This window comes from Halolamina rubra, from assembly GCF_000739555.1.
Taxonomy (GTDB): Archaea; Halobacteriota; Halobacteria; order Halobacteriales; family Haloferacaceae; genus Halolamina; species Halolamina rubra.
Window position 1 is genome coordinate 52,714 of the sequence record NZ_BBJN01000020.1, and the last position, 24,959, is coordinate 77,672.

The 24,959-nt window shown below is 54.7% G+C and carries 25 protein-coding genes and 2 pseudogenes; 14 read left to right on the forward strand and 13 right to left on the reverse strand.

The features are described 5' to 3' along the window. Window positions 1-28: 28 nt before the first annotated feature. Entirely contained in the window at window positions 29-631 is a 603-nt protein-coding gene (locus tag ACP95_RS05640) for a hypothetical protein (protein ID WP_049980275.1), read from the reverse strand. A gap of 120 nt (window positions 632-751) precedes the next feature. Here ACP95_RS05640 and ACP95_RS15645 point away from each other — a divergent pair, with 120 nt between their 5' ends. The 5 genes from ACP95_RS15645 (at window position 752) to ACP95_RS05660 (ending at window position 6,729) form a co-directional block, all read left to right on the forward strand. Next, window positions 752-1,657 carry a DUF6997 domain-containing protein gene (locus tag ACP95_RS15645; RefSeq protein ID WP_154018466.1) on the forward strand — a complete coding sequence of 302 codons (906 nt, stop codon included), beginning with the start codon at window positions 752-754 and terminating at the stop codon, window positions 1,655-1,657. A gap of 200 nt (window positions 1,658-1,857) precedes the next feature. Beyond that, window positions 1,858-3,639 (forward strand): AAA family ATPase, encoded by a 1,782-nt coding sequence (locus tag ACP95_RS05645; RefSeq protein ID WP_082224595.1) that lies wholly within the window; start codon window positions 1,858-1,860, stop codon window positions 3,637-3,639. Next, the gene (locus ACP95_RS05650) at window positions 3,632-4,954 is read left to right on the forward strand and encodes a hypothetical protein (protein ID WP_049980277.1); all 1,323 of its coding nucleotides are present in this window, start codon (window positions 3,632-3,634) and stop codon (window positions 4,952-4,954) included. The genes ACP95_RS05645 and ACP95_RS05650 overlap by 8 nt, the downstream gene beginning before the upstream one ends. Window positions 4,955-5,014: 60 nt before the next feature. Next, the gene (locus tag ACP95_RS05655) at window positions 5,015-5,842 is read left to right on the forward strand and encodes a hypothetical protein (RefSeq protein WP_154018468.1); all 828 of its coding nucleotides are present in this window, start codon (window positions 5,015-5,017) and stop codon (window positions 5,840-5,842) included. After that, window positions 5,842-6,729, forward strand: a complete 888-nt coding sequence (locus tag ACP95_RS05660) for a GIY-YIG nuclease family protein (RefSeq protein ID WP_237560406.1) — start codon at window positions 5,842-5,844, stop codon at window positions 6,727-6,729. Before ACP95_RS05655 ends, ACP95_RS05660 begins: the two co-directional genes overlap by 1 nt. A 197-nt stretch (window positions 6,730-6,926) precedes the next feature. Here the strand turns inward: ACP95_RS05660 and ACP95_RS15650 are convergent, their stop codons facing one another. Further along, the gene (locus tag ACP95_RS15650) at window positions 6,927-7,298 is read right to left on the reverse strand and encodes a hypothetical protein (RefSeq protein WP_154018469.1); all 372 of its coding nucleotides are present in this window, start codon (window positions 7,296-7,298) and stop codon (window positions 6,927-6,929) included. Between the two features lie 384 nt (window positions 7,299-7,682). Between ACP95_RS15650 and ACP95_RS15260 the strand changes: the two genes are divergently transcribed. Together ACP95_RS15260 and ACP95_RS05665 are read left to right on the forward strand one after the other, a co-directional pair. Beyond that, window positions 7,683-8,396, forward strand: a complete 714-nt coding sequence (locus ACP95_RS15260; protein ID WP_082224596.1) for a DUF2321 domain-containing protein — start codon at window positions 7,683-7,685, stop codon at window positions 8,394-8,396. Between the two features lie 935 nt (window positions 8,397-9,331). Further along, complete coding sequence (locus ACP95_RS05665) at window positions 9,332-9,919, forward strand: tyrosine-type recombinase/integrase (protein WP_049980312.1); 588 nt, start codon at window positions 9,332-9,334, stop codon at window positions 9,917-9,919. 159 nt (window positions 9,920-10,078) lie between these two features. Here ACP95_RS05665 and ACP95_RS15265 read toward each other — a convergent pair whose 3' ends face one another. Together ACP95_RS15265 and ftsZ are read right to left on the reverse strand one after the other, a co-directional pair. Beyond that, window positions 10,079-12,112, reverse strand: a complete 2,034-nt coding sequence (locus tag ACP95_RS15265) for a KAP family P-loop NTPase fold protein (protein WP_082224597.1) — start codon at window positions 12,110-12,112, stop codon at window positions 10,079-10,081. A 64-nt stretch (window positions 12,113-12,176) separates the two neighbouring features. After that, window positions 12,177-13,330: pseudogene (ftsZ, locus tag ACP95_RS15270) on the reverse strand (cell division protein FtsZ). A 317-nt stretch (window positions 13,331-13,647) separates the two neighbouring features. Between ftsZ and ACP95_RS05670 the strand changes: the two are divergent. The 3 genes from ACP95_RS05670 to ACP95_RS05680 are packed head-to-tail and all read left to right on the forward strand — an operon-like array spanning window position 13,648 to window position 14,924. Continuing rightward, window positions 13,648-14,337, forward strand: a complete 690-nt coding sequence (locus ACP95_RS05670) for an SOS response-associated peptidase (RefSeq protein ID WP_237560407.1) — start codon at window positions 13,648-13,650, stop codon at window positions 14,335-14,337. 14 nt (window positions 14,338-14,351) lie between these two features. Beyond that, complete coding sequence (locus ACP95_RS05675; protein ID WP_049980279.1) at window positions 14,352-14,672, forward strand: hypothetical protein; 321 nt, start codon at window positions 14,352-14,354, stop codon at window positions 14,670-14,672. Between the two features lie 36 nt (window positions 14,673-14,708). After that, window positions 14,709-14,924 carry a tyrosine-type recombinase/integrase gene (locus ACP95_RS05680; protein ID WP_049980280.1) on the forward strand — a complete coding sequence of 72 codons (216 nt, stop codon included), beginning with the start codon at window positions 14,709-14,711 and terminating at the stop codon, window positions 14,922-14,924. 26 nt (window positions 14,925-14,950) lie between these two features. On the opposite strand, the gene ACP95_RS15655 is transcribed toward ACP95_RS05680, so the two are convergent. The 3 genes from ACP95_RS15655 to ACP95_RS05685 form a co-directional block, all read right to left on the reverse strand. Further along, the gene (locus ACP95_RS15655; protein WP_154018470.1) at window positions 14,951-15,646 is read right to left on the reverse strand and encodes a hypothetical protein; all 696 of its coding nucleotides are present in this window, start codon (window positions 15,644-15,646) and stop codon (window positions 14,951-14,953) included. A gap of 102 nt (window positions 15,647-15,748) precedes the next feature. Further along, window positions 15,749-16,378 (reverse strand): hypothetical protein, encoded by a 630-nt coding sequence (locus tag ACP95_RS15660; protein ID WP_154018471.1) that lies wholly within the window; start codon window positions 16,376-16,378, stop codon window positions 15,749-15,751. A gap of 131 nt (window positions 16,379-16,509) precedes the next feature. Next, window positions 16,510-16,737 carry a hypothetical protein gene (locus ACP95_RS05685; protein WP_049980281.1) on the reverse strand — a complete coding sequence of 76 codons (228 nt, stop codon included), beginning with the start codon at window positions 16,735-16,737 and terminating at the stop codon, window positions 16,510-16,512. Between the two features lie 136 nt (window positions 16,738-16,873). Here ACP95_RS05685 and ACP95_RS16525 point away from each other — a divergent pair. Further along, window positions 16,874-17,139, forward strand: a pseudogene (locus tag ACP95_RS16525) (site-specific integrase); the annotation flags it as partial. Beyond that, window positions 17,136-17,366, forward strand: coding sequence for a hypothetical protein (locus tag ACP95_RS05695; protein ID WP_049980282.1), 231 nt, complete (start codon window positions 17,136-17,138; stop codon window positions 17,364-17,366). The pseudogene ACP95_RS16525 and the gene ACP95_RS05695, both read left to right, overlap by 4 nt. 148 nt (window positions 17,367-17,514) lie before the next feature. On the opposite strand, the gene ACP95_RS15275 is transcribed toward ACP95_RS05695, so the two are convergent. After that, window positions 17,515-18,321, reverse strand: a complete 807-nt coding sequence (locus ACP95_RS15275; protein WP_082224598.1) for a S1 family peptidase — start codon at window positions 18,319-18,321, stop codon at window positions 17,515-17,517. A gap of 647 nt (window positions 18,322-18,968) precedes the next feature. Here ACP95_RS15275 and ACP95_RS15665 point away from each other — a divergent pair. Together ACP95_RS15665 and ACP95_RS05700 are read left to right on the forward strand one after the other, a co-directional pair. Further along, window positions 18,969-19,574 (forward strand): hypothetical protein, encoded by a 606-nt coding sequence (locus tag ACP95_RS15665; RefSeq protein ID WP_154018472.1) that lies wholly within the window; start codon window positions 18,969-18,971, stop codon window positions 19,572-19,574. Next, window positions 19,571-20,554, forward strand: a complete 984-nt coding sequence (locus tag ACP95_RS05700; RefSeq protein ID WP_049980283.1) for a hypothetical protein — start codon at window positions 19,571-19,573, stop codon at window positions 20,552-20,554. Before ACP95_RS15665 ends, ACP95_RS05700 begins: the two co-directional genes overlap by 4 nt. Here the strand turns inward: ACP95_RS05700 and ACP95_RS15670 are convergent. From ACP95_RS15670 to ACP95_RS05720, 5 genes are all read right to left on the reverse strand, one after another. Then, the gene (locus ACP95_RS15670) at window positions 20,551-20,979 is read right to left on the reverse strand and encodes a hypothetical protein (protein WP_154018473.1); all 429 of its coding nucleotides are present in this window, start codon (window positions 20,977-20,979) and stop codon (window positions 20,551-20,553) included. The genes ACP95_RS05700 and ACP95_RS15670 overlap by 4 nt on opposite strands. Window positions 20,980-21,453: 474 nt before the next feature. After that, a complete protein-coding gene (locus tag ACP95_RS05705) occupies window positions 21,454-23,439 on the reverse strand; it encodes a DUF7845 domain-containing protein (protein WP_049980284.1) in 1,986 nt (661 codons plus the stop codon). Beyond that, the gene (locus tag ACP95_RS05710) at window positions 23,436-23,843 is read right to left on the reverse strand and encodes a hypothetical protein (protein WP_049980285.1); all 408 of its coding nucleotides are present in this window, start codon (window positions 23,841-23,843) and stop codon (window positions 23,436-23,438) included. Before ACP95_RS05710 ends, ACP95_RS05705 begins: the two co-directional genes overlap by 4 nt. After that, complete coding sequence (locus ACP95_RS05715) at window positions 23,840-24,418, reverse strand: DNA N-6-adenine-methyltransferase (protein ID WP_082224599.1); 579 nt, start codon at window positions 24,416-24,418, stop codon at window positions 23,840-23,842. Before ACP95_RS05715 ends, ACP95_RS05710 begins: the two co-directional genes overlap by 4 nt. Further along, entirely contained in the window at window positions 24,415-24,957 is a 543-nt protein-coding gene (locus tag ACP95_RS05720; RefSeq protein ID WP_154018474.1) for a hypothetical protein, read from the reverse strand. Before ACP95_RS05720 ends, ACP95_RS05715 begins: the two co-directional genes overlap by 4 nt. Between the last annotated feature and the right edge of the window lie 2 nt (window positions 24,958-24,959).

Below are 24,959 nucleotides of genomic sequence, written 5' to 3' on the forward strand. Positions count from 1 at the left end.
CAGCGGTTAGTAGTTCCGGCCCCTGACTTCACTTGTACAGCCAGAACCGGAACTCCTCTTCGAGCAGTCCGTAGAGCCATTCGTCCCATTCGTGACTGAATCGATTGGGTGCATCTTGCAGTTGATCGCGAACGATCGACTCATTCTCCTCGATGAATCGCCGGAGTGCGCGTCGCTCGTCGCCGTGGAGGTAGTAGACCTTCGTCACGCGGTCACTATCGCGATGACTAGCGCCACCGACACCGGTCACGTCCAATCGCTTGACGAACATCCGCTGTTGATCAGTGAGCACGGCCACGCCTCTCCCATCACCAAGCTCCTCCCCAACGCGGGGTTTGTCACGGAGTGTCTGCAGCCACTTTGACCCGAACAACCGCTGTTCGTTATCGTATGAACTGGGTTGGTCGTCGAACTGTCCCTCTGCCTCCCGAACTTCGTCCAGCGTGAGGTCTTCGGGGATTGCATCGTGCATGGCCTCACGGAGATCCTCTCTCGGGGTGGTATCACCACGCTCCCAGTTGCCGACTGTGTTTGAGGTTACGCCAAACACGTCGGCGAACTCCTCTCGATCCTCCTCGCGAGTTTCACGGATCAAGCGAATGCCAGCAGGCGGGATCTCGAAATCAGCCATCTTCCAGACACACCATCGGTTGGAGAAAAAAGCGTTACTGCCTCTTCTGAGACCGTCCGACTGTCAATAGTTGCCAAATTCATCGGACTGTTTTTGCCCACACCGAGTCGAACGTCACCAGTGCCAACTGTAGACTGGACCCCGGCGCTCGAGGCGCTGGATGAATCCACCACTGGGATGTATGGTCCAACGTCCTTCAACGGCTATCTGGAGACACACGGGATGGATTCGGGACGGTTCAGGACGCCACGGCATATTTCCATCAACGATAGGAGTGACCTGGCGCCTGCACTCACCGACGCCGAGACGATGGTGCTTCGACTCGGCCGATCACCTGGTGAACGAGGTACACAGTTCGTACTTGTCCGCGCTCCCAGCGGCCTCTCGGCGTTCTTCCTGGATGAAGAGACCGAATTCGACAACCCGACGAAGTCGTGGGACATGCGACCCAGCGGAGCTGATATCGAATGGCTCGATCAAGCCCGTCGAGATATCCTCGATGGGTATCGATTGCTCCCGACGTTCTCCGAGGCTTCGTTAGTCAACCTCGCCCTATCGGCGGGCATCGTGAGTGACGCCCTAGATTTGGACCCAGATTCAATCGGTGCAGCTCCGGCGACGGTCTCAACGACGTTCGACTTCGAATTTGTCCCGGACGAATCGATCGATACCGTGCTGTCACACAATGCTGGCCACGTTGAGATCGACGCAATCGCTGTCACGCGGCGTGATGGCCAGCGTGTACTGTTGATCATCGAAGCAAAAACGGGAGCCACAGGAGCCGTTCCAAAACACAAACTCGCCTACCCAGTATTTGCCCTCTCGAACGAGGCAGCGCAGTTCGATGAAGTGATACCGGTATTCCTCCGGGCCGACTACGATGGGAAGGCAATCACGTACGATATCCACCAGTGTAGTCCGCCTCGAACATCGACGGGTGAGCACTGTTTGACTGCATTGACTGTGACATCCCACAGAAGGTATCATCTGCAGGTCGCGGAGGAATCTCACAACGACAGCCGGTGAACGGATGTCGACGCCAGGCCCAGAATGTCAGTCTCCTGCAGGAAGTCAGTACAGGGCCTAGCCTGATCGCCGAGGGTTGTTTCCCAAAACGTCTCGCCGACGTACGTCTTGACGCTCGCCGTCGATAATGTGGTCTTGTTGTAACTTATTACCGCCTCGCTAGCCAGCTTTGATTAGGGTGGGTGTTTAGACTCGAATACATGTCTGAACGTGAAGGGACTCAGAGCTCTCTTTCTTCTGCTGGGCCAACTGATCAGGAAGGTTCGGAACGCGGTGACGCTGAAGCGAACTCCCGAGAACCGAATGTGTGGATAGAGAAGAGCAAGCACCACCGGGAAGACAGAAGTTGGGAAGGATGGGGGGTCGGTGATGCGCTTTGGTGCCCACAGACCTCGACTGGTGGGGGCGATATTGTCGCTTATCGGAACCTCAAAGAGATCAAGCCGGGTGACATCATTCTTCTCCTCGATCAAGGCGACCGAGTCTTTACCGGATACGCCCGCGCAGCGGACACGTATCAGGAGACAACGTGCCCGGAGGACACGAAGTGGGATAATGACGGCGTCACCGAGATGGGCCTCGATCGTGGCGAGCGCCCTGCATACAAGGTCCCACTCGAAGAGTATCACGAGTTCGCATCCCCGCTCGCGGTAAATGACGTTCTTCACCCAAAGTATGAGCAGCGGCTGCTTCCCCTTCAGGACAGCAAGGAGTACAACGTCGTTTTCAACAAAAATCTCAACCTGAACCAAGGGGCCTACTGTACCGAAGTTCCCGATGAGTTTGCTGCACTCATCGACGAAGTGCTCCAGGAAGAGGTCGGCGAAGAACTCCCGCTGGAGACGATCGAGGTTTCAGGTACAGGGACAACCACGACAACAACTAGTTCCACCCCGTCGACAGCCAACCTAGACGACTTCTCCTTCACGATTCCCGAATACCTCTACTTCGACGACCGCGACCGAATCCGACGCCAAGTCGAGGCAGCGCTGAATTCGGGGAAGAACATCATTTTCACAGGTCCACCGGGGACCGGAAAGACAGAACTTGCGACGGCACTGGGTGAGACGGCGGCCCAGCGGGAGGCCGTCGATGACTACGTTTTCACCACCGCAACGTCCGACTGGACTAGTTTCGATACGATCGGCGGCCATGTGCCTGCAGATGATGGTAATGGAATCGAGTTCCAGCCCCGGATCTTCCTGAACTGCTTCCGAGAAGAGGGGATTTCTCCAGGGGAACCTGGCGAGATAGTCAACGAGTGGCTCGTCATTGACGAGTTGAATCGCTCAGATATCGACAAGGCATTCGGGGAGCTGTTCTCGGTCCTTTCAGGCGATTCAGTCGAGTTGCCCTATCGGCGGGACAACCAGGTTGAGATCCGATGGGTCGATGACCAGGAGGAGATGGAATCCATCGCATCGAATCCCGACATCTTCCCAGTAACACCGGCATGGCGCCTCATTGGGACGATGAACACCTACGACAAAGCCTCCCTCTACGAGATGTCCTACGCGTTCATGCGCAGATTCAATTTCATTCGGATCCCTGTCCCCGACCTCGCTACTGAGGATGGCGTTAGAACGGATCTGCTCGATCCGGATGGTGACAACAACTTCGCGGCTGTTTGGGGGCTTGAGGATCTACTCACAACTGGCGACCTGGCGAAGGAGATGGCCGTCCTCTGGTACAAACTGAACCAGCACAGAAAGATCGGCCCCTCGATCGTGATGGACATGCTCGAATACATCCAGGCATATGAGCCAGCATATCGGTCGGAAGCGCTGACTGATGCCGTTGTTTCGATGGTCTTCCCCCAGCTCGAAGGAATGCGGCCGCGGGAGCTCGAGAGTCTCATTCTCTCGCTTACAGATGGGGAAGCCGTCGACACCGGGGAAACGGTCGCGCCAAGCGTGAGTGAAGACGATCTCCGAGTTCACGCTGAGGACTTCTTCGACATCGACCTCAGTGACGATGACTAGTAAGACGCCCCCAGAGGAACTGGTCTCGGAGACCGCTTCCGAGTTCGTCACCTTCCTCAGTCGAGGGGCGATTAACGAGCGGCAGCTCTCAGAGAAGCTGGATTTTGCCGATCTGGAGATTGATGACTTCCGGCGTCTCAAACGAGTACACTTCGTTCTCTCGGAGCCAGTTGTCAAGTTTATTCAGCAGCTCCCACAGCGGATCCGGCAGATCAACAAAGAGACTCAGCGTTCTCAGACCATCAGCCGTGGGGAAATTGAGGGGCGCATTGATTGGGGGGCGACGACGAAGCTCCGGAACACGCAAAGCTACGGTAACAAGACACTCTTCGTCTGCAACACGCCGTATTCAGAGTACGACATCCCCGAAAATCTCGTCCTGAAGAAGCTACTCGGCATCATCTACGAAACCGTTACTGAGGACATCAAGCGGATAGATTATGACTGGCGGATGGACCGATGGGACGAAGATTTAGTGCGAGATATGGAGCGGATCTTCGAACGGAATATCCACCTCAGTCGTATCAAAGACCATGACGAGATCAGGATCAATCCCCGAACGCTGAACGCAGCCCGAACCTCTCGAGATCGACTCTATACACAGGCCTACGACCTCTTCAATAAGTACCAGCAGCTTCAGGCCGATGAGTTTGATGACGAGGAAGTCAGCTCGCTTCTATCGGAAACCCTGGTCGAGCCAAACGACGTCCCGACCCTGTTCGAGTTGTTCGGTGTGTTCAAACTCATTGGCGTCGTTCGACGCGCTTTCGACGTCGGGTTACAGCCAATCCAGGACACCAGTGAGGCGATCGCCCGGATGGAGTCGGAGACGACGCGGGTTGAGGTCTATCACGACACGAGCGGTGACCTTGCGTTTTCGGAGTCGATCGACGACGTCGAGCCGCCGATGCCGGAGTATCTCCGCCGATATCGGGAGATGCTGGATGAACATGTGCAAGCGGCCAAAGAGAGTATTGACCGAGATGTGGGCCGCAACCTGTTTGACGGACGTCCGGACTTACTCATCGAGGTGTACGACACGAGCGGTGATGCGGACTCACTGACGGAGCTGCTCATCGGCGAGATGAAGTACACAAACAGTGAGCAGACCTTCACTGACGGTCTCAAAGAGCTATTGGAGTACCTCAAGTACGCCAGGGAGGGTGCCAATGCCCAGGGGTATCTGCAAGATCAGATGGATACGCTTCGTGGCGTTCTGGTCGTTGACTCTGTGGACTTCGATCAGCCCTCGAACGAAGAGATCTCCGTTATCGATACGGAGATGCTACGGGGCGAACCTGAACTGCCCGAATAGTGCATAAGGGGAGACCCCCCGACACACAACCCTGATTACGTATCGGGATCATCTGTCCCTATGGCCGATTTTTCCAAGAATACACATGTAGAGGCAAAGAGTATCTTGGCAGATTACGGTTCGCTAGTCCCTCGGCTTCGGTTTCAGTCTGAACTGTGGTTCGACATATCCAACTACAGTGTCCGATCCATAGCAGCGCATGGAGAAGTTACGTTCGACGATGGGATGACGAGGTATGACCTCCCGACGATTCAGACAGAGAAACCGGTTGCCAGCGGAACGAACCGAACCGAATTCAGTGCAGACTGTGATCTGAGTAGGGAAGCGCTCGAACAGATTGAGGAAGTCCGCGAGGGAGGGGACCTATCCTTCGAGATCGAGTACGTCCTCGATATTGTTTCCAACAGCGGGAACAAGTCGACGGACAGAGTCACGAAGAATGTAGATTTTGACCCTGCTCTAAGCGAATGGCAGGATATTCTGGAAACGATGGACTACCACGACGCTCGATTCGTGAAAGTTCCTCTTGACGCAGGTACAAAGACGAATGACGTTCTTGAGAACGCCCAAGCGACCGTAGAGCGAGCTCAGCGAAGACACGATGAGGGTGACTACAAAGATTCTGTAGCGCTCTGTCGAGACGCTATCGAGTCGCTACAGCACATCGACGAATCGGTCCTATCTGCAGCCGTCGACGAGCAGAAGTTGGAGAGGATACAGGCGCAGCTCGAGACATTCGAGAAGCGGTTCCTCGGGCTGTTCTCACACGCTCAGGACCGGACAGGGATTGAACCAGCTCTGAGACGTGACAGTGACTTCGCCCTGACACAGACGAAGTCGTTCATCCGATACTACGCGACCGCATTGAGTGAGGAGAATGACGAATAATGAACGAGCCTGAGTTCTACGCCAACAACTGGCTCGGCGCTGACTGGACGGACTGGGGCCCCCTCGACCCCAACGGTGACCATCTGTCGACGTTCTCGACAGACGAAGGGCTGTACCGCGTACGCCACCCGGAGCGGCCGGGATTGGAGTACATCGGCGAGACGGGACGTAGCCTCCGTGGCCGGGTCCGAGCGCTTGCCCATGGGGCGTTCGCCGACGAGATGCCCTACCGTGATCCGCACACTGCGGCTCCGTGTCTCTGGGCCGTCCAACAAGAGGACGGCAAGGAACTGGAGGTCTCAGTCACGACGCCGACGCTCGCCGAGGATAAGCAGTCCCGGAAGGCGTTCGAAGACGCCCTGATCGCTGTATACCGCCGCGAAAGAGGCGAGAGTCCGACGGCGAACTTCGGCCGAATAATCGACGGCTATCGGCAGTCGACATATCGAAGCGGTGGAGAACGCGGTGGACCACTCGAACCGGGTGAGACGGAATCGAACGCTGAATCTGGCGTCGGTCCGCTCGATTGGAGCCGTAGCGAGGCCATTCTCTCAGGTGACTGGATGGGCCTCTCCTGGTCGGCGCCACGACAGCTCGCCGTGGTAGACACGTCGCTCCCGACAGATGACGCGCTGTACCGGATCTGGCGAGAGGGTGGTGCACCCCCTTTGGAATACATCGGGCAGAGTTCGAACCTCAAGTCACGGCTGTATCATCACCGGCGGAATCGTGACGAGAAGCTACTGTACTCGTACACAGAACTTGGCGAGCATGACGCCCAGCACAAACGTGAAGAGGCTGAGACGGAGCTAATCGGCGTTCACTGGTTGGAAGCGGGGAGAGTCCACGGGATCAGTTCTGAAGGGTTCGGATTCCGGCGAACGTGACAATGGGAGCCGAAACCATAGGGGAAGAATTAGTGATCCTTCAGAGGGGATTTATCTAGGCTGAATTAGGCGTGTTCCCACACCCGTTCGAATTTATCTTCTCCATATCGGGATTGGAGCGCGCGCTATTTCTGCTAAGTACAGGTGATGTATACAACCTAGTCACAGTTCCCGCCTACAGGGGGCAGCTTCCCCAATCACTTCCGCGGTTCAACGAAACCCAGTTTCCCAAGAAATACGAGCCAGATGTACCCTAGGAAGCCGAGAACGAAGAGTTGGTTCACAGCGGATAAGGCCGGGTGAACAAGCTGGGACATTATACTGGGAGTGATAAAGAAGAGGAAGGTCCCACCTATTGCAATCATACCCGTGTATACGGCAGGCCAGAAAGTAGCACCCGCAGCGACACCAAGAAGGGTGATGAGTGTGGCTACATTGAGGACGAGACCGGCGGCAATTGATCCGTGAAGTTTGAGCGTGATAGCGACAGCAAAGAGGATGCCAAACGAGGGAATGCCGATGATCTTAATCGCACGCTCCCAGCCGTTTTTAGCAGTAGGTGCCGGCATCCCGAATCACAATTGAAAATAGGGATCGACTCATGTAAAAATGCCCGGTTGGAAGGGTGATACTCTTCTGATACTGGCCTCTATTTACGTTTTTAATGACCATCCCGTTCCTAATCACACATAGTCTAATCACTGTCATCAGGCTGGTTGGTGGGCACACCTATTGAGCGGATGTTTCACTCGAAATAGCAGGTAATAACCCACCTAGATTTGATGCAAAGATTCGGTAAGTACAGGTGATCCACCTATGGGCAGAAGATTCTAACCTTCCGAACCACGTCAGTCAACCCGGCCGAGATAACCGAGTAAGTATACAAACCCTTGCAAAGCTTGGGAATTAAATTGCAAAGTTTATTTAGTGATGGGATTGGTCTGGAGTTCTGAATGACAACTTATGCTCAGATTTGCCGGAATGGCCACATACTGAACACAAGCCCAAATCCCGAATATATCCAGGAATATCAGTATTGTCAAGACTGCGGAGCTGAGGGCATTGTTGAATGTCCCGAGTGTAGTGACCAGAAAATCATTGCTTCAGAGCAGAACATACCAACTGAAGATGTTACACAAGGAGATTTAGATCTATTTTGTCGCAGTTGTGGTGCTGGCTACCCTTGGACTGGCAATGACGGAATGGTAATCCGAGAAGGCGTTTTTGTTGATGATGATTACGTCACTGGTTCCTTTGACCGGCAGACAGTTGAGGAAATAAACCGATGTTATCGAATTGGAGCCAATAGCGCTGTATTGGTCCTATATCGCAAATTATTGGAGAATACCATCATTGAGATACTCAGAGGGCATTATGGAACGGACAGCATTGAGAAGTTCTATGATAATGACAATAGCCAATTTCATCGGTTCTCAGTCCTGATCAGTGAGTTTGATGACAGTAGAAGCGAATTGAGCCAGTATTCGGACAATTTGACCAACGCTCTCATCGATCAAATTTGGGAGTTCAAGGGGAATGGTGATGCAATGGCACATTCGATAAAATATGAAGTTGAAGATGAAGAATTGGAAGAGATGTCCTCCGGGGCAGCATATGTAGCCAATGTTCTGCTCCAGGCGAGGAACGAGGTACAGCGCGCAAATTAGAGGTTGCACGTAAGCTCTGATATGACGTTTCGACTGGGAATTTGATACGCCCCTTGATCAAAATAGACTCAATATTCAACTCGGTGCTCAGAATATCTCTATGAACTGGAATGGCCCCGGTGTTCAATTTCACACCTATTGAGCGGATGTATTACCCAAAATAGCAGGTAATAACCCGCTTAGATTTGATGCAACGATTCGGTAAGTACAGTTGATGTAGCCTCTACTCCCACTGGCGATCCTCTGGTACATTTTCGGGAGTTAGGTCGGCCCGGAACTCTTCACTCATGTGAATTTTGTTGTGACAAGATTTGCAGACGTAGATCGTTTTTTTCAGGCTCATAGCTGATATGATGCTCAACTCGTTTACCATAATCCTCGCATACCTCACATATTCCGGAGCTTCCAGCCTCAATGTGGGTGGTTGTTACTTCATTCTGCGCGTAATGGTCTGCCCATTGGCCCTCTGTCATGTCCTCGGGAATGTCGCGGGTCACACATTACTTGAATAGCTTAAGACCAATAGTAATTACTCCTGAATCTCACCTAAAACAGCGTTTTTAGCGCCTCTATCCTCTATTTTCTCCCGTCTTTTTCGGGGTGAGAATTCAACAGTCGAGTAAGACGTGGAATCGATAACGAATTGTCTAGTAATTTTAGCTGTTTCAAATGTAGATACGTATCACAAACATCACTGATATCTCTTGAGCCATTGTCCAATAATTGGAACCCAGATCTCCCACCCCATTCCTCGGCTCGTTCATTCTATAGTAAGGCTGAATTGCGGGTGTGTCTCATACCAACCGGCTTCCGGGAATCGGGGGGGAATCGGAAGCTCGACGCTCGATCAGCGCCGATGACACCCCTAATCCGGACCAATTTCGACCGTTCTCGACGGAGATTCTTCCGGGATGCCGGCAAAGGGGAAGCTATCCATGATGACCGAAGAGTACGAGGATCAGGCTGGTCGCCGAGTGTGGCTGAGTCGTGACGAGGTCGACGCGCTGCTCGAGGTCGTCGACGACCCGCTACGGAAGGTCGCGTTCAGGCTCGCGGCTGAGTGTGGGCTTCGGACTCATGAGATCGTCGCGGTCACGCCCGATCACGTCGTCGACGGTGGGGAAGCGGGGCAGATGCTGGTCGTCCCTGAGGGGAAAGGTGAGAAGTATCGCGAGGCACCGATCCCCGGCTCGCTCGCAGATCTCGTCGACGCCGCAGCGAGCTTCGGTGGCGTCGATGCTGGCGAGGTCCTCGTCGATCGTTCGACGCGAGCACTTCGGAACTGGGTCGAGGCAGCTCGAGGACAGTTGGCCGATGGGACTGGTGAAGACCGTTGGCGGTACCTGACATTCCACGATCTCCGGCGTACCTGGGCTGGGCAACTCGCCAACGCCGATGTCGACGAGACGATTGCACTTCGGTGGGGCGGATGGAACGACCTCGATACGTTCCTCAACCACTACCGTGGTGAGGCGACTGAGAAGGCGCAGGCGAGGGAGCGTACGAAGGTTGATTGGTTATAAATTCAGGGGCATAACCTACCAAATACCCCTGACTTTGGCAGGGTGAGTTTATTAGTACTCCAAACTCCTGACTTCGCCGAGTCGTACGAAAACAATACGATAGTACCGACGTATTCAACAAGATTATCCTCGCGATAATATCTCATGTTGGGATCTGGCTCAGTCGAGAATTTCCGTGTCATCCATATCACGAAGTTCTGCAAGAGAACGTTGCCACTCTTCCCATTGTGTTTCGCCGCTCTCGTTGATTGCATCAATGGTTTTGAGCTGTTCCTCCAGAACTTCTGTAAGACCCTCAAGTGAATCAACAGCCCAAACACTTCGAGATATGGGGGAATCGATGAACTCTGTCTGAGGATTTAACGATATGATCTGGAGTTGCTCGGGTGCATTCTCACAGAGTCTCTGGAACCACGTTTTGGCGAGTAGGCTCGGATCCACTATCCAAATGAAGGAGTGATACAATTCACTGACCTCCGCTACCGGCTTTTGTTTCGCATCGTGGAAAACACTAAGTTGTAAATCGATATCTAATGCATCAGAAACCGCCCGCAACTCTGTCTGGATAGTATCCGGATCATACGAAGCCTCGTCGAAGAATGCAATTTGTACACGGTATTCCATCTCCTCCTGATCCGAGCGTGCGGGCCGGTCAACTCGGGGAGAAATCCTTTTCAAATCGACGATTGACACATTTTCCATTCGATAGCGCTTCCCCGCCCCATGGGCCAATAGTTCCAGCAATGCATCGGTGTCTGCCCACGACTTGAGCACGTCATATTCTTCAATATTGTATTCCTCCCCATTTGCGTATCCTGACACACGATTGAGGGCTGTAGGATCGTTTGCCACTGTTGTCACGAACGAGGGCCAGCGAATACTGATAACAACAAATTTTGCTAACTGAGGCAATGTAATCATATCTCCAACAGGGTTATCCCCTACTCCGGCAAGAAGTCCCTCAGACTCGGCAATGACGGCTCTTAGCCGATATAAATTTAGGAACCGCTTCACTTGCCTTGGATTATTGCCTAGTGCGGGAGCTGCCATTTCTACAATATCATCAAGCGTCGTTTCGAAACGAGGCGCAAGATCTCTTTCCCAAAGAGATTCGATGTCCTCTTCATTTGTCTGCTCAGCATCCACGTCAGCGTCGAGGACATCCTCTCTAACGAGTCTCTGAATGTCCTCTCCCTTTGGTTCGGGTACAACAAACGGAATTTGAATGAATTTCTCCAAGTATCGGTATCCAAAATCAATGGAGTCATCGTTATCGGGTTCATCTTCCAAATAATCAAGAATTTCATCGTGCTTCGCGGTGATTCCTGCTGCAACGCGTGCACGATCTAATCCGAGAACAAAAACCACGTTAGAGTCATCCGAGACCATTAGGTTAATTGACCGCATCAGATCAGCCGCTCGCGGGACAGTACAGCGGTCAAGGTCATCCATGAATACATAGACTGGCTCACCAGGAGCGTATACATCTAGAATCCGTTCCAGGTCGGATTGGAACGATTCCAAGAACTCTGTCCGTTCTCTGTAAGAGGAGTTGTCGAACTGTTGTTCGAACGATTTGTTTATTGATGTAGTCCAAACATCATAGGCTCGCCTCCCAAGATCGGCAACTGCAACAGCCCCGACAATAACCCCACTTGTCCCCAGCCAGAAACGCAGACCCATATCATTTGTAGAGAAAACCGAGATTATCCAGTCGATTCCAATTTCAATCCAAATATACAGGGATATGCAGACACCAATGACGGTTAGAATAAAAACAGATGCGAGCTTGATCAGTGATGCGTTGCTCGTTTCAGAGAGAAGCCGTCTCCCAGTGATTTCAGTGTAGCGCGTAGGACGTTGGGTGAGGGAAGCGCTTTGTTTGAGTGAATTTACAAGAGTAATCGCGAAGGAGGCCCAAAGCGCTTCTTGGCCTTCATGCCGCCACGGATTGAATTCTACTGTAGTTTTTCCCTCTTCCTCCAAATCTTTTCGTAATTGTTTCATAAAGGAAGACTTCCCGCTTCCCCATTCTCCCTCAATAGAAAGCGTTAGCGGGGCAGTAGTCTCCTCATGAGTAAGGAAATATTTGACAGCAGAAACATAGGGTCCAAAACCAAGTTGGTCCTCCGCCGACGGATGATCATCCGTAGCACCAAAGGGCGCATTTTCATCCGCCTCCTCTTCCGGCATATTCTATGGATTTATATCACCAATACAAAATAGTTATCCTACACAAAATCACATCCCTCCTTCCTTACGTGGTATCATCTACTCCATCATCGCCTCCATTGCTATCAACTCCCACGCCTTCGTTAACACTAACTGACGAATCTGTGGGTGAGTCGCGCATTGTTTCACCTGACCCTTCTGCCCGATCTTGTGTGTTTGCTTCAAAAAGCAGATGATCCTCTATACCAGCCATAATTGCCATAACTCTCACTTTTCCTTGATAATTTTCTTGGATGCGAGCGCCCCAGATTATGTTCGCGCCAGCTTCAAGTCGTTCCGTAATATTCTCGGCGATAGTCTCTGCATCCTTTAGAGATAGGTCCGGGCCCCCAGTAATGTGGATCATCCCACTGCTCGCACTGCTATAGTCGACATCAAGTAGCGGATGGTTCAGTGCGTCGTCCACCACTTCCTCACTTTTGTTCATATCTTCCGTTTCACCAACAAGCATCACTCCTATGCCACTTTGGTTAAGAACAGTGGCAACGTCTGCGTAATCCAGGTTTATTAGAGCTGGTTCGGTAATCGTCTCTGAAATCCCTTTAATAGTCTCGGCGATGATTTGGTCCATTACCGAGAATGCCTTCCCGATCGGAAGATTAGGTACGTAGTCAAGTAGCTGATTGTTGTCTAGGACGATTATAGAGTCGGCCTGTCCCGCAAATTCTCCAGTCCTTCTTCGGCTTTTACAGTACGGGCACGCTCGACGTTGAACGGCGTCGAGACCATTCCGACCACGATAGCACCATGCTCCTTGGCGATCTTCGAGACTACTGGAGCTGCACCGGTCCCGGTTCCTCCCCCCATGCCTGCAGTGACAAAGACAAGATCTGCTCCATCCAATATGCTCTGAATCGTTCCCTGAGCCATCTCAGTGGCACGCTCAGCTAGGGCCGGATCGCCCCCAGTACCAAGTCCATTTGTAAGAGATTTTCCGATCAAAAGCCTCGTATCGGCCTCAATCATCTTTAGGTGCTTTTTATCCGTATTGATCGCGATGGTATCTGCACCTTCTACCCCTATATTATACAGGCGGTTTACGGTGTTGTTTCCCGCGCCTCCACAGCCCACAATGACAACCCGGGGATCGACAAAATCATTTGTATCGTCATTGCTATCGCTCAGGTCTCGGGATTCTTGCTCAGCATTTTTGAGCGCATTCTCAACGATGTCTTCCATAGTATCTACAAGACATCAGCGAAGGCTCAGACAATGACTGATTCATCATCGATTGTTGGTTTTAGGCTGCTGAATCCGATGGCGATTATCTCTAATTATTCGTTATCACGCAACCTACTAATAGTTCTGCTGCTAATCATTTGATATTCTGAGAAGTGTTTTCTTAACGAGTAAGCACAGGTGAACCACTCAATGAGTGACTGTTGGGCGACTTTTCTATTGTCGCCTGCCTCACGTTGAGACTCCCCTATTGAACTTTCTTGATCAACAGTTGAAGGCCTCACTCTTAAGCCGGGCCACTCCCTCAGCAGTCATATGTGTGGTCGGACGTCCCTCGCTGCCCAGGTCGGCACCCTAAGCAACCGGTTCGGAGCGTCTCCGTCAGACGGTGTCACCATCAGCCTCGGTACAACATTGCTCCTCGGGAGGATCTCGTCGCCATTACGAACGACGCACCAGAGACGATGGGTCACCTCGAGTGGGGGCTGCTCCCGCACTGGGCCGAGGATCCAGACGACGTCCCACGACCGATCAACGCGCGCTCGGAGACCTCCGTCGAGAAACCGATGTTCAGGGACGCCTTCGAGAAGCGCCGATGTCTGCTGCTCGCCGATGGGTTCTACGAGTGGAAGGGGCGACGTGGCAGCAAACAACCGTACCGCATCGAGCGGCCAGATCGGGAGCCATACGCGTACGCTGGACTCTGGGATACCTGGCAGCAGAAGGGAGAGGCAGTTGGCACCTGTACGATCCTCACGACGGAGGCAAACGACGTCGTCGCTGACATTCACGACCGGATGCCCGTCATCCTTGAGCCCGGAGAGGAGAAGAACTGGCTCAACGGGGCCGGCGTCGACGAGCTACAGACCCTCTGCAAGCCTTACCCGGGTGATCTTCGTGCCTATCCCGTGTCGAAACGGGTGAACAACCCGCAGAACGACTCAGCTGATCTGCTGGAGGAGATCGACATCGGGGAGCAGTCTGGTCTCAGCGATTTCGGCTCCTGAACCTCAATACTTCTGTGAGTGACTTTGGCGAACTTCTGGGAACCGGGGGGAATCGGAAGGTCGACGCGCTGCTAGAGGTCGTCGACGACCCGTTTCGAAAGGGCGCGTTTCAACTCGCCGCAGAGTGTGGACTCCGGACTCACGAGATCGTTGCAGTCACGCCGGACCACGCCGTCGATGGTGGCGAGGCGGGGCAGATACTTGTGGTTCCAGAGGGGAAGGGAGAGAAGTACCGCGAGGCGCCGATCCCTGACGCGCTCGCAGATCTCGTCGACGCCGCAGCGAGCTTCGGCGGCGTCGACGGCGGCGAGGTCCTCGTCGATCGTTCGACGTGAGCGCTTCGGAACTGGGTTGAGGCCGCACGAGGGGAGTTGATCGATGAGACTGGCGAAGATCGTTGGCGGTATCTGACGTTCCACGATCTCCGGCGCACCTGGGCCGGGCAGCTGGCCTACGCCGATGTCGACGAGACGATCGCGCTGCGGTGGGGTGGCTGGAACGACCTTGATACGTTCCTCAACCACTATCGCGGCGACGCGACGGAGAAGGCGCAAGTGCGGGAGCGTGGGAAAGTGGAGTGGTTGTAGTAAAAACTCTAGTAACGTGAAGTGGGCTAATTCACTTTTGGTTGTCCGGTCATCTCTTCTTGCGGGTTGATCCATAGCTTGGGGGTCCTTTTCATTACCTCTGAGAATTCATCTCCCCGTTCATAGTGTCTAACCGACATATCCGTGATGACTGTCTGATGCTCTCCCATCTTGTCAGAGTACATTACCGAAAACGCAATTGCGAGATTATCTGTTGTTTCTTCCGATTTTGCCCATTGTGTAAAGGGTACCCATCCCCCATTAGAACTCGGGACCAACTGTGGAGCAGAGAAATCCACCGCCTTCTCATTAGGTTCTAAATAATTGCTGGATGAGGATCTATCACCCGGTCGACCGAGGGGAGCTCCGTAACCAAGTGAATCAATTCCATCCCTCATTTTCTCTTCTGCTTGTTCAAACTCCGACTTCTCTATGAATTTAACCCATATGCCGTAGCGGATGTCTGTGAGACGCCCTTCCCCAATATTTGAAAGAGTGATTCTCATCCCATAATCTGCGATCGATGAGGATGAGTCATCTTCATCTGAAAATATAACCCATCTATCCAGTATCGGCTCTGGTTTATGAGATAATTCTCTCATCTCATGTTGCTTTGCCATTATGTCTGTTTGTCTATCTTGAATATTCTTGTTTTCACGGTAAAGATAGACGAGTGCGATGCTCAATGCCGAATTAACAATCAATGAGATGTATTCGATCATTGTCTTACCAGTATAGATTATTGGTTCAACCTTTTAAGCTCCACATTCTTATCGGACCTAACAATCTTGGAGGCCTTGACGCCTGTCGTCGACATACTAGGTTCATTCTCCCATCTGATTCTTCTTATCTAGCGCCTCGATTGACAGCTCCGAAACGAACTCCTGTGCCTCCTCTCGGAGTTTAAGCCGAGACGCACGCTCGGATCGTTCGTACTTCTCGGTCCATATTCTCTTCATCACGGGACGGAGGGGCCGGTGACAGTCGTAAATTGGCTCCGAACCCCGCTTAGATGAAGTATGCAGAACCCATGTCCATCCGTCAGTAGCAATTCCCGCAGCTGGGCGCCCCGAAATATCGCCGAGATACTGGAACGCCTCATCTCGGGCTTCCTCGATCTGGTTCGGCTTCTTTACCTCGCCGATGACGACACCATCAGCGTTTAGCACCTCGAAGTCTGGGATTCGGCCACCCAGACCTGCAATTCCTTTCGGTTGTGGTCGGTAGTCGTAGCCGAGTGCGTCGGCTACGTCGGTGACCAGGTGCTCGACGATGAAGCGCTCCGGACTCTGTCGGACCTTTTTGCCCTGTAGTACTGTTCCAGAGTGAACGACTCTTGAAGCGTGCCTTCGGGGTGCTCGTTTCCGAAGTGCCGTGAGGAATCGCTCTACGGCTCGAACTACCTTCTGGGCTCGTGGGTCATTCCCTGCGGCTTCAAAATCAGACTGAACCATTTACCGAACCCCGCGTACATTCTGGGTCTCACGGCCTCGGGCGACCGCGGTGCTGGCAGCGGACGAAATAGATTGGCGTCGACCTCTTCCTCCAAGTACAGCCGGCCCCAGCCGGTGTGAAGACGAACCGATCAAAGTCCGTACTCAGACTCTATCGTAAGGTTTCGTCCCTTGAATAGCCGATAGGCTCCAAAAATGGCTATCGGGATTCCGACCAGAAGGACACTCGTCACGAGGCCAATGATGAAGATGACTGCACCCATAACCTGCATGGACTTTTGCGGGCGGTAATCGCACCGGGGGCACTTCTGCGTCCCGTCGTCGGCCTCTTTGTCACATCTTGCACAGGTGACGGTCATGCGACGGCCCACACATCCCCGCCCCATAACCTCTCTGTCTCACGTCCTGACGGCCTAGCCTCCTAGAACCCCGCGTACTTTGCTGGTCGAATGGACTCTGGCGGCCGCGGCCCGGGAGCGGACGACGTCGATCGGCCTCGACCTCACCGAGGGCGGCGTCCGTGACGTTGTGAAGTGGACCGCCGAGGCAGCGCTGGCCAAACCGGCGACCACTTCCGGCAAGTCAGTTCCCACGACCTACGTCGTCGATTTACCCAGCGTCTCCTGGTCGAGAAGGAGATTAACCCACGAGTGGTGATGCAGGTCGGCGGCTGGGACTCGTTCCAAGCAATCGAGCCCTATCTAAACGCGCCGACGCCCGACGTCGTCAACGAGGCTTTCGAGGAGGTTGGATTAGTGTGAGCAGCAACGGTTACGAGCGCATCGTGGAACTGATCGCGGAGAACCCTGCCCTCGACGTCGAGGAACTGGTCAAGATGGCGACTGTTGAAGGGTTCGACGCCGACAATGCTCGCGAGTGGTTGGAGGACGCTCTAGAGAAGAACGACGTACTGGAGTTTGATAGTAAGTATCGGGTAGTGCGGACGGGAGAATACTCATTCGGGGAGTTTGACCACCAAGAGGGATGAGCTGCGACAATTGAGCAACTTCGACCCCGTCGACATCCTAGGGTACCTCAACGATGCTGCGAGTTACTGTTCAGTCGCAGAGGCCACGTCGAACATCATCCGGCAGACCCTCACGACGATTCATCAAATTGGGGAGCGCCGGCGAGCTTTAATTATCTGAGGCGAGTAGAATCTCTTCGATTAGTTCAGCGTACCAAGCAGAGTTGAGATCTAGCCACATCCGTTCGTTTTCGCCCTCCTGAACAGGTTGTTTTAGCGTTGAGGAATGAATTCCTAGTAGCTTGTAGGCAGGCCCCCAAAGATCGATACCACCGTAAGTGATGAGAGTTACAGGCCCTGCAACGACAGGACTTCCACTCATCCCTGGGTGCATTCGAGCATCCGTCAGGAACATCGGTGTTCCGTTATACGGGAGACCGTAGTTGGTCGATATGATTGCATCTCTCATAACCGGGAAGTCAAAATCTTTGTCGACGTACTGTCCCGGATAACCGACGATTTGAGCCCTGTCCCCAGCTAGGACCCTATCTTTCTCAGATAGAATGGATTCCTTATTAAATGCTAAACTCCCCGTTTCCGGGTCGCGATCGTCCTCGATTCCAATCCGCGGATTAATCGAATCGAGATTGAAATCGAGGGGGACCGCGGCAATATCAAATTCCGACTCATGTCCGTACCAATCCTCCCCTTCCCCCTCTGCAACATCAATGTCGTGGAATTCCCTCTCAATTGGAACCGGATGACTTCGAGTAAAAATACGCATAGAATCCGGAGAACTCCCCTCTTGAGGTGCTATGACATGCCTATTGGTTATAAGGTATGTCTCCTCTTCAAAATTATAGTAGAATCCAGTGGCATGACCCTCCTCATTGGGGAACCGGATTCTCGTTATTGTGGTGTGTAATGGATGAATTGAATGGCTAAACCATTCTGGCCCAACCTCATCTATGCCCATAGAGTATTGTTATGTCAAAATCATTTAATTGGTATGGTTAGGTTCGATAGCCCTTGTCAGTTCGCTCAAGCTCTCCATCTTCGACAGCATCGGCCAGCAGATCTTCGACGGCGTGGACGTCGACGGAACCCTCGCGAGGGTGCATCTTGACTCGCCCAGCAGGGATGGTGTCGGGCTGCTTCGGCGACGTATTTTACTCGACGATGCGCACGACTGGATTGTTCGACCGGCTGCGCTGAGGCATGGGTGGGTGTGAAGCCGTAGAAGGGTTAGTTCCGACGGCGTGCCACCCTGCGAAGCGCTCGAACGCGAGCCTCCGCTAGGGTGGCGGGGCGATGCTGGAGGCGCCCGAGTCAGGGCGCCGACCCTTCGTTGCGGATGGAATCCGCGACCGAAAGGAACGATATTTTTGTTTCTATGATTGCCTATTCAGACGTTCTAAGACGGTTCCCACGCGGGAACAGGGTGGATCACGATGATGGACGCTTCGGGGAAATCGATGGCCCGACCCCGGACTAGATTAGGAGCAATGGCTAGAACGCGGAACACGAAGAATATCTATTCGGTTTTGAGATATTGGCTAACAAATAATTATTTATGCGGGCTGTTCAAATGGCAGATAAGTCTGCTTTTGGACCACTAAACAGATGAATGAACACAAGCTTGAGGTGGGCGGGATCGATGCCCTTCACGTTCCAATTAGAACCCAACCGAATCGAGAGAATGAGTGCCTTCTGTACGCAATGGAAATGGTTCTAACCTACTGCTCAGAGGTGCATCCGTCCTCAGACGTTCGGGACAGTACTAATCTCCTCACGGCTCAAGATTTGAAGGATGACCACGTCACGATACGTGATTCGGGTTGGGCGCCATCTCCTGATGACATTGAGTCTCTTTCCGAACATCTCGGAGTGGTCAAAATGGATATGAATTACTGGAAGCGCTCCCCTCCGCATAACGGATTCGAGAGTATAATCGATGGGGGGCTAGAGCGGAGAATGCCTACGATTGTCGTTGTTGACGCGAAGAGAATTCAGGGCTTGGACTCCACAGACGGACAGCATGCCATCGTGATAACCGGGATGTCAAAGAGTCACGTTTCAATTGCCAACCCTTGGGATCGCCGGCAAAAGACTCTGAAAAAGGGAATTGTTAAAGATGCGTGGGACACAAAGCTAAACCGAATCATCACCGTAGAGGCGAGTGAGCAGCAGTCACTATCCGGTCAAAAGCCAATTACCTCAACACCATGAGCATCGAAGAAGAACAAAATGGGGAACCGAAGGTAATCAGCGAGAGGGAGGCCCGCCTGAACGCGGAGGAGGTCCTCGCTTTCGAGATCGGGAACTTACCTCATCTCGGCGAGCCCAAAGAGACTGAGGAGGTCTATGTCTTCCCCTTGGTGACTACGATGCCACGGGTGATTTTCGACGGGGAACGAGAGCGTCCGGTGGATGTGAAGTTCATGTCTGAAGAGAAGGTTGGTGAGATCCGGATAGACTCCACCACCGGTGAAGTAGCTGATCGATCCCACGTATATGAGATTGAGCGAAGGATTCGTCGTCAGCAACGAGAGATAGAGGAAGCAGTCGAGAAAGCACTCGTTCGTTCTTCAGCTGGGCGGTTCTCCAAATTACCCTTCCCGGAACACAGGTACACCCCAATATCCGACATTCTGTCACACCTTATTCTTGAGGGGCCAATCGAAGAGGACACTCTCGACGAGATGAACGGAGCTGACCAAGAGAAATACCAAGAGTACGCTGAGATGCTGGAAGACGTGAGCTTGGTTCGAAAGCGCGGCGATGAGATCGTGGCTGATGATATATTCATAGAGATTCAGGCAGACCAGGATACCCGTCCTGAGATGTTAAACGCCGCACTGGCCCACTTCTTCGAGAAAGGTGCGGAGAATATCAAAACGATCCGGGAAATATTGGGGCCGTACCTCGTTCTAGCAGGGTACTACTACCAAGAAGCCATTTTAGTAGATGATGGCACTCCTTCGATCACCGAGAAGGAGTTCCGTGAGGAGATCGAGAAATCATACTCAGGGAACAACCGAGCACAGAAGAAGTTCAAGCTCTCTAGATACATGATCCAACTAGAGGAAGTCGATCTTCTGGAAAGTGATACTGATCGGGAAAGGGCTTGGACCGGTAACGACGATGTGAAGCAGAATCTACTGCGGCAAGGGGACATGCTCTCCCCCATCTCTGATGTGATGGCTTAAGCTAGATCAGTTGCTAACCTCATGAAGTAGCCTGCAATCGATCCCGCGAAGAAAATCACAGCTCCCCCGTTCGTGCCAGTATTAATCGAGAACCAGAGTAATCCAGCGAAGAGTCCACAAACAAGAACGATGCTGAGGACCATTGCGGCTAGTCGGAACTTGAATTCTCTTTTTGCACTTGCTCGATATTCATCGGTTAGCCCCCCAACTAAATCGTTGAATTGATCGGGGGAATATCGAGAGAGAACCTCTGCTAGAGCTCCTGAACCTACTGCGGTATCTATTGAGTCCGCAACCTCCTCAGGTGACGCGCCGATCGGTTCATCTTCAAATTCAACTTCTTTCTCTTCAGCGGGTGATTCAACCGTAGCTGACTTGTCGTCGCCATCTTCTGACTCTCTAGACCCGTTTCCCCGTTCACTCATGTTCGAGGTTTTTGTGCCATACTGTATAAATATCACTGCAAACAACTTAGCAGCTAACTACTGGAAATGAGTATGCGCATTCCCAGAATAGTCAACGATTGCGGAAAGCTTCGCCCACCTCTACAAATTATTCGATTGCACCGACCTTGTAGTCATGCGATTTCAATTGGATACTATGGTCTCCCTGAACGTTTTCGCAAAACGCATTGTAGCCAAGCCTGAGGGACCCTCGCTTCCCGTGCTTCAACTGGAACCATCTGAGAAATAGAGGGGGCGGGGCGGTGTATTTTGTTGTCCCTGTCCCGTTAGGGACACCGCCTAAGGGGTATTGCCCACCCGCTGAAAACGCGGCCGTCGACGCCGGCGCTCTCGAGCTGGAAAGCCATCAGCAAAGTGTGACGATCCGGGGAATTCTGTCGCGCGAGGCCGGAAACTAGGGGTGTTGGATAGAGATGCCTCTCACCAGTCGCCGCGCTAGCCGGGCGTCTCGGGGATCTCGAAGTCGGGCTCGGCGGCGTCGCGAACGTCGATGTCGAAGCCGGCCTCCTCGACAGCCAGCTGGATCTCGTCGGCACTCCAGCCGGCGCCGGCGTCGATCATGCGCTTGACCTCGGAGATGGCGTCGACGACGTCGAGACCGGCGAACGTCCGCTCGGCGAGCTTCCGAACACCCTCAGGGACACGATCAGTCTTCGCCGCCTGGATCAACTCGTTCGGATCCTCGCGATGGGGATCGCCGGCCTCGTCGTGCCAGTGAACCGTCTGCGGGAACATCCCGGGGCCACGTCCGGCATCCGTCCACGCCTCCAGCCCGTCCTTCGTGACGTCGCCGGCGTCGACGGGCGCCTCGGACCCACGATCGGGATGCGGGAGACAGGTGCCGAGCTCGAGGACCTCACCATCGTCGACGACCTCGGCATCCCACTTCTGGCGCCAGTTCTCGAAGGCGTCGCCGGCCGTGCGCTGGTAGGCATCCTTCTCGAGGACGGTATCGGCGCGGCGCATCGCGTGGTCGATCGTCGAGACGAACTGCGTGGCCGTCCGGCCGACGATCTCCTGGAACTGCTCGCGAAGGTTTGCTGAGTGGAACGTGATCACGCCGTTGTCGGACTCGACGGCCTTACCCATCCGCTGGAGCCAGCGATACACCGTCGACGCCGACACCTCGGCGCCATCGGCAAGGTCGTCGTACCGAGCATGACCACCATCGGCGATCAGCTGCTCGGTCAGATCCAGCCCGGAGTTGGTCATGCGCTGCAGGGAGCGAACGATCATCGACTCCTGGGAGCGCTCGATTGCCGGCGTCGGATCATCGGCGAGCTCGGGCGCCAGGTCAGTCGGCTCGGCACGGAAGTGCCAGTCCTCGACGAACGCACCGACGCCCTCCTCGGTCTCGGCACCCAGTGCGTCCGGGTCGATCGGGATGCCGGACCACGCGAGCACGTTCACCAACCGCTCCTCGAGCTCGCGACCAAGCTCGTGACGCTCGGACCACGACGCCGTCGAGTCGTTGAGCGTGACCTGGTTCATCTGCCCGGTGTAGAGCGCGCCGAACTTCGGGTAGTACAGCGGATCCTCTGGATCGCTGTGGACGTTCTCGGGGTGGTAGGACTTCAGCTGGCCACCGTGCTGGTGGCCAGGGATCATCGTCCCGGAACTGGAGGAGTCGTGCAGGAGCCGACTCATGTGGCCCTGCACATCGCGGTTATCCCAGAAGAACGCCCCCTTGGAGCCGGCCTGATCGGAGAGCAACATCGCGAGCGAGTGGAAGGCCCCACCCTGTCGCGTGAGCTTCTCCGAGAGCTTCCGGGAGAGCCGGAGGTAGCGCTCGTACTGGATGATGTTCGACGTCGGGAGCGGCTCGCCGAAGCGATCGTCGCCCCAGTTCTCGTCGACATCCTCCGCGAGCGCCTTGCACGCGTGTTGGAGAACGTGGAGGTACTCGTCGGGCTCGAGGTTCGACCCCTCGACGTGCACGTTGTACCCGCGGTCGGGCTGGTGATCGTGATCGAACGGACTCGCGATGTCGGTGCCCGTATCGACGTGCTCCATCCCGGCGTACCGAGGCCGGACGTGGAAGTCGGCCTTCCGCTCGCCGAAGCCTTCGACGTTGATCCGGGGCTCCCACATCCCGCGATCCTGCGAGAGATCGAACTCGGGATGCGGGGCGATCTTCCCCGCTGGATTGCCGTCGTCATCAGTCCCGTAGTACAGCGAGATCTCGACGGACTCCATCGGCTCTTCGTCGTCGTCGACGGGCGCCGCCGGATGCGGCTCGACGGTCCAGGGAATCTCGGTCTCGACCGTGGTCCCACCGCCGTGCTGGCGCATCAGGCCACAGATGGCCCAGTAGGCAGCCATCGAGTTTGACAGCCCGCGTTCGGAGAAGTTGAGGTTCGCGCGGAGCTCGTGGGGCGCGCTGCCGACGATCGGCGCCTCGGGGTTCGGACGGACAGTCATGCCGAACCACCTCGCGGGCTCTCGAAGCGCCACAGGTCGACTGGCTGCCAGTCGTACTCCTCACTCTCCCCGACGCCGAGAACTTCCTCGCGTTGCTCTTCGAGGACGATTTCGAGGGTGTCGAAATCGAAGTGTTTCGTGAGACGGCGACTGACACGAACCCGAGCGCTGTTGTGGAACTCCGTATACGCCCACTCGGCGAGGACCTCGTCGGTACAGATGCCACGGGCATCAGCCGGCCCGTAGCCTAACTCGACGCTGCCGACGCGAGTCCAGCCATCGCGCCGGCGCTCCTCCAGGCGGACGAAGCGATTGGGACTGTCCTCGAAGGACTGCTCGCGAAGGCGGAGGCTGGGCTCCCGCTCGGCGGTCTCGAAGTGCTTCTCGGTGGTGGCGTCGGTCACGCCGACTCACCTCCGAACCGCGTTTGTGGCGCTGGATCGTGCCGAGCGCCGTCGACGAGCACGGATCCGAGGCCGTCCATTGCGTCGAGCAACGCCTGCGTGACCTCGCCGAAGGCGAACAGTGCCAGGGCGAAACTCGGGTTCCTGTCTTCGCCGATGAAAGAGATCCGCCCAGGGCCGACGAGACAGAGTGCGTCGGCGTCCATAACGTGGTCGTGCCACCAGTGGGCGGACGTATCGGCTGGCAGGACGCCAACGACGACGTCGACGGCCTCACGAGCTGCCTCGTTCCGCGCTTTCCGCAGCCAGGTCTCCTTCGCACTCCCGTCGCCGGTACTGCTCCACGGCGGGTTCAGCCAGACGGCCCCGTGCCACGGCTGGCGGCGGCCGTCATCCTGTTTGGTGAACCGCGTCGACGCAATGGGAACCGGCTCGGCACCGCTGGCGGGATCCACATCGAAGCCGCCGACGGCACGGGCGAGCGGGCGCCAGATTTTGGGTGGTGTTGCGTACTCGTTGTCCTTGGGGTCCTGCTCGTGACCCTGCAACACCTCGCCTGCATCCTGGTCGCTCATTCGCCCGCACCTCCCTCAGCCATCGCGGCCAGCTTCTGACTCGCACTGGTGCCCTCCGTTCGGGACGTGACCTCACCGTCGGGGCCGCGGAAGACGACGTCGCCCTTCTCGACGGCCTCGAACTTCTCGACGCCGAGTTCGCGAAGTTCGTCTTCGGAGAGACCGGGAAGCTGGCGCTCGCCGTTGGCTTCGAGTTCGTCGATTCGGTCCTCAAGGTAGCCGATGACCACGTCACGGCCGCCCTCGGGCGTGCGTTCGAGGCGTCGCTCGATCGCTTTCCACGCGCGGGCGACGGCGATCTCGTCGATGCCGCTGATCCGGTCGCGGATCAGCTCGCCAGGCGCCGAGACATCGGTGTCGCGAACGACGTGCTGACTCGCTTCGTTGTACGCGGGCGCGTCGCGCGCCTCCAGGCGAGTGACGCCGTGGCTGAACAGATCCCGATCGAGCCAGCGGGCGGGATCCTCGCCGAGGTCCGCACGAAGGCCTGGGAACTGCTCGCGACGCCCGGAGCCGGCCGGCTGGTTCTCACTCGGCATCG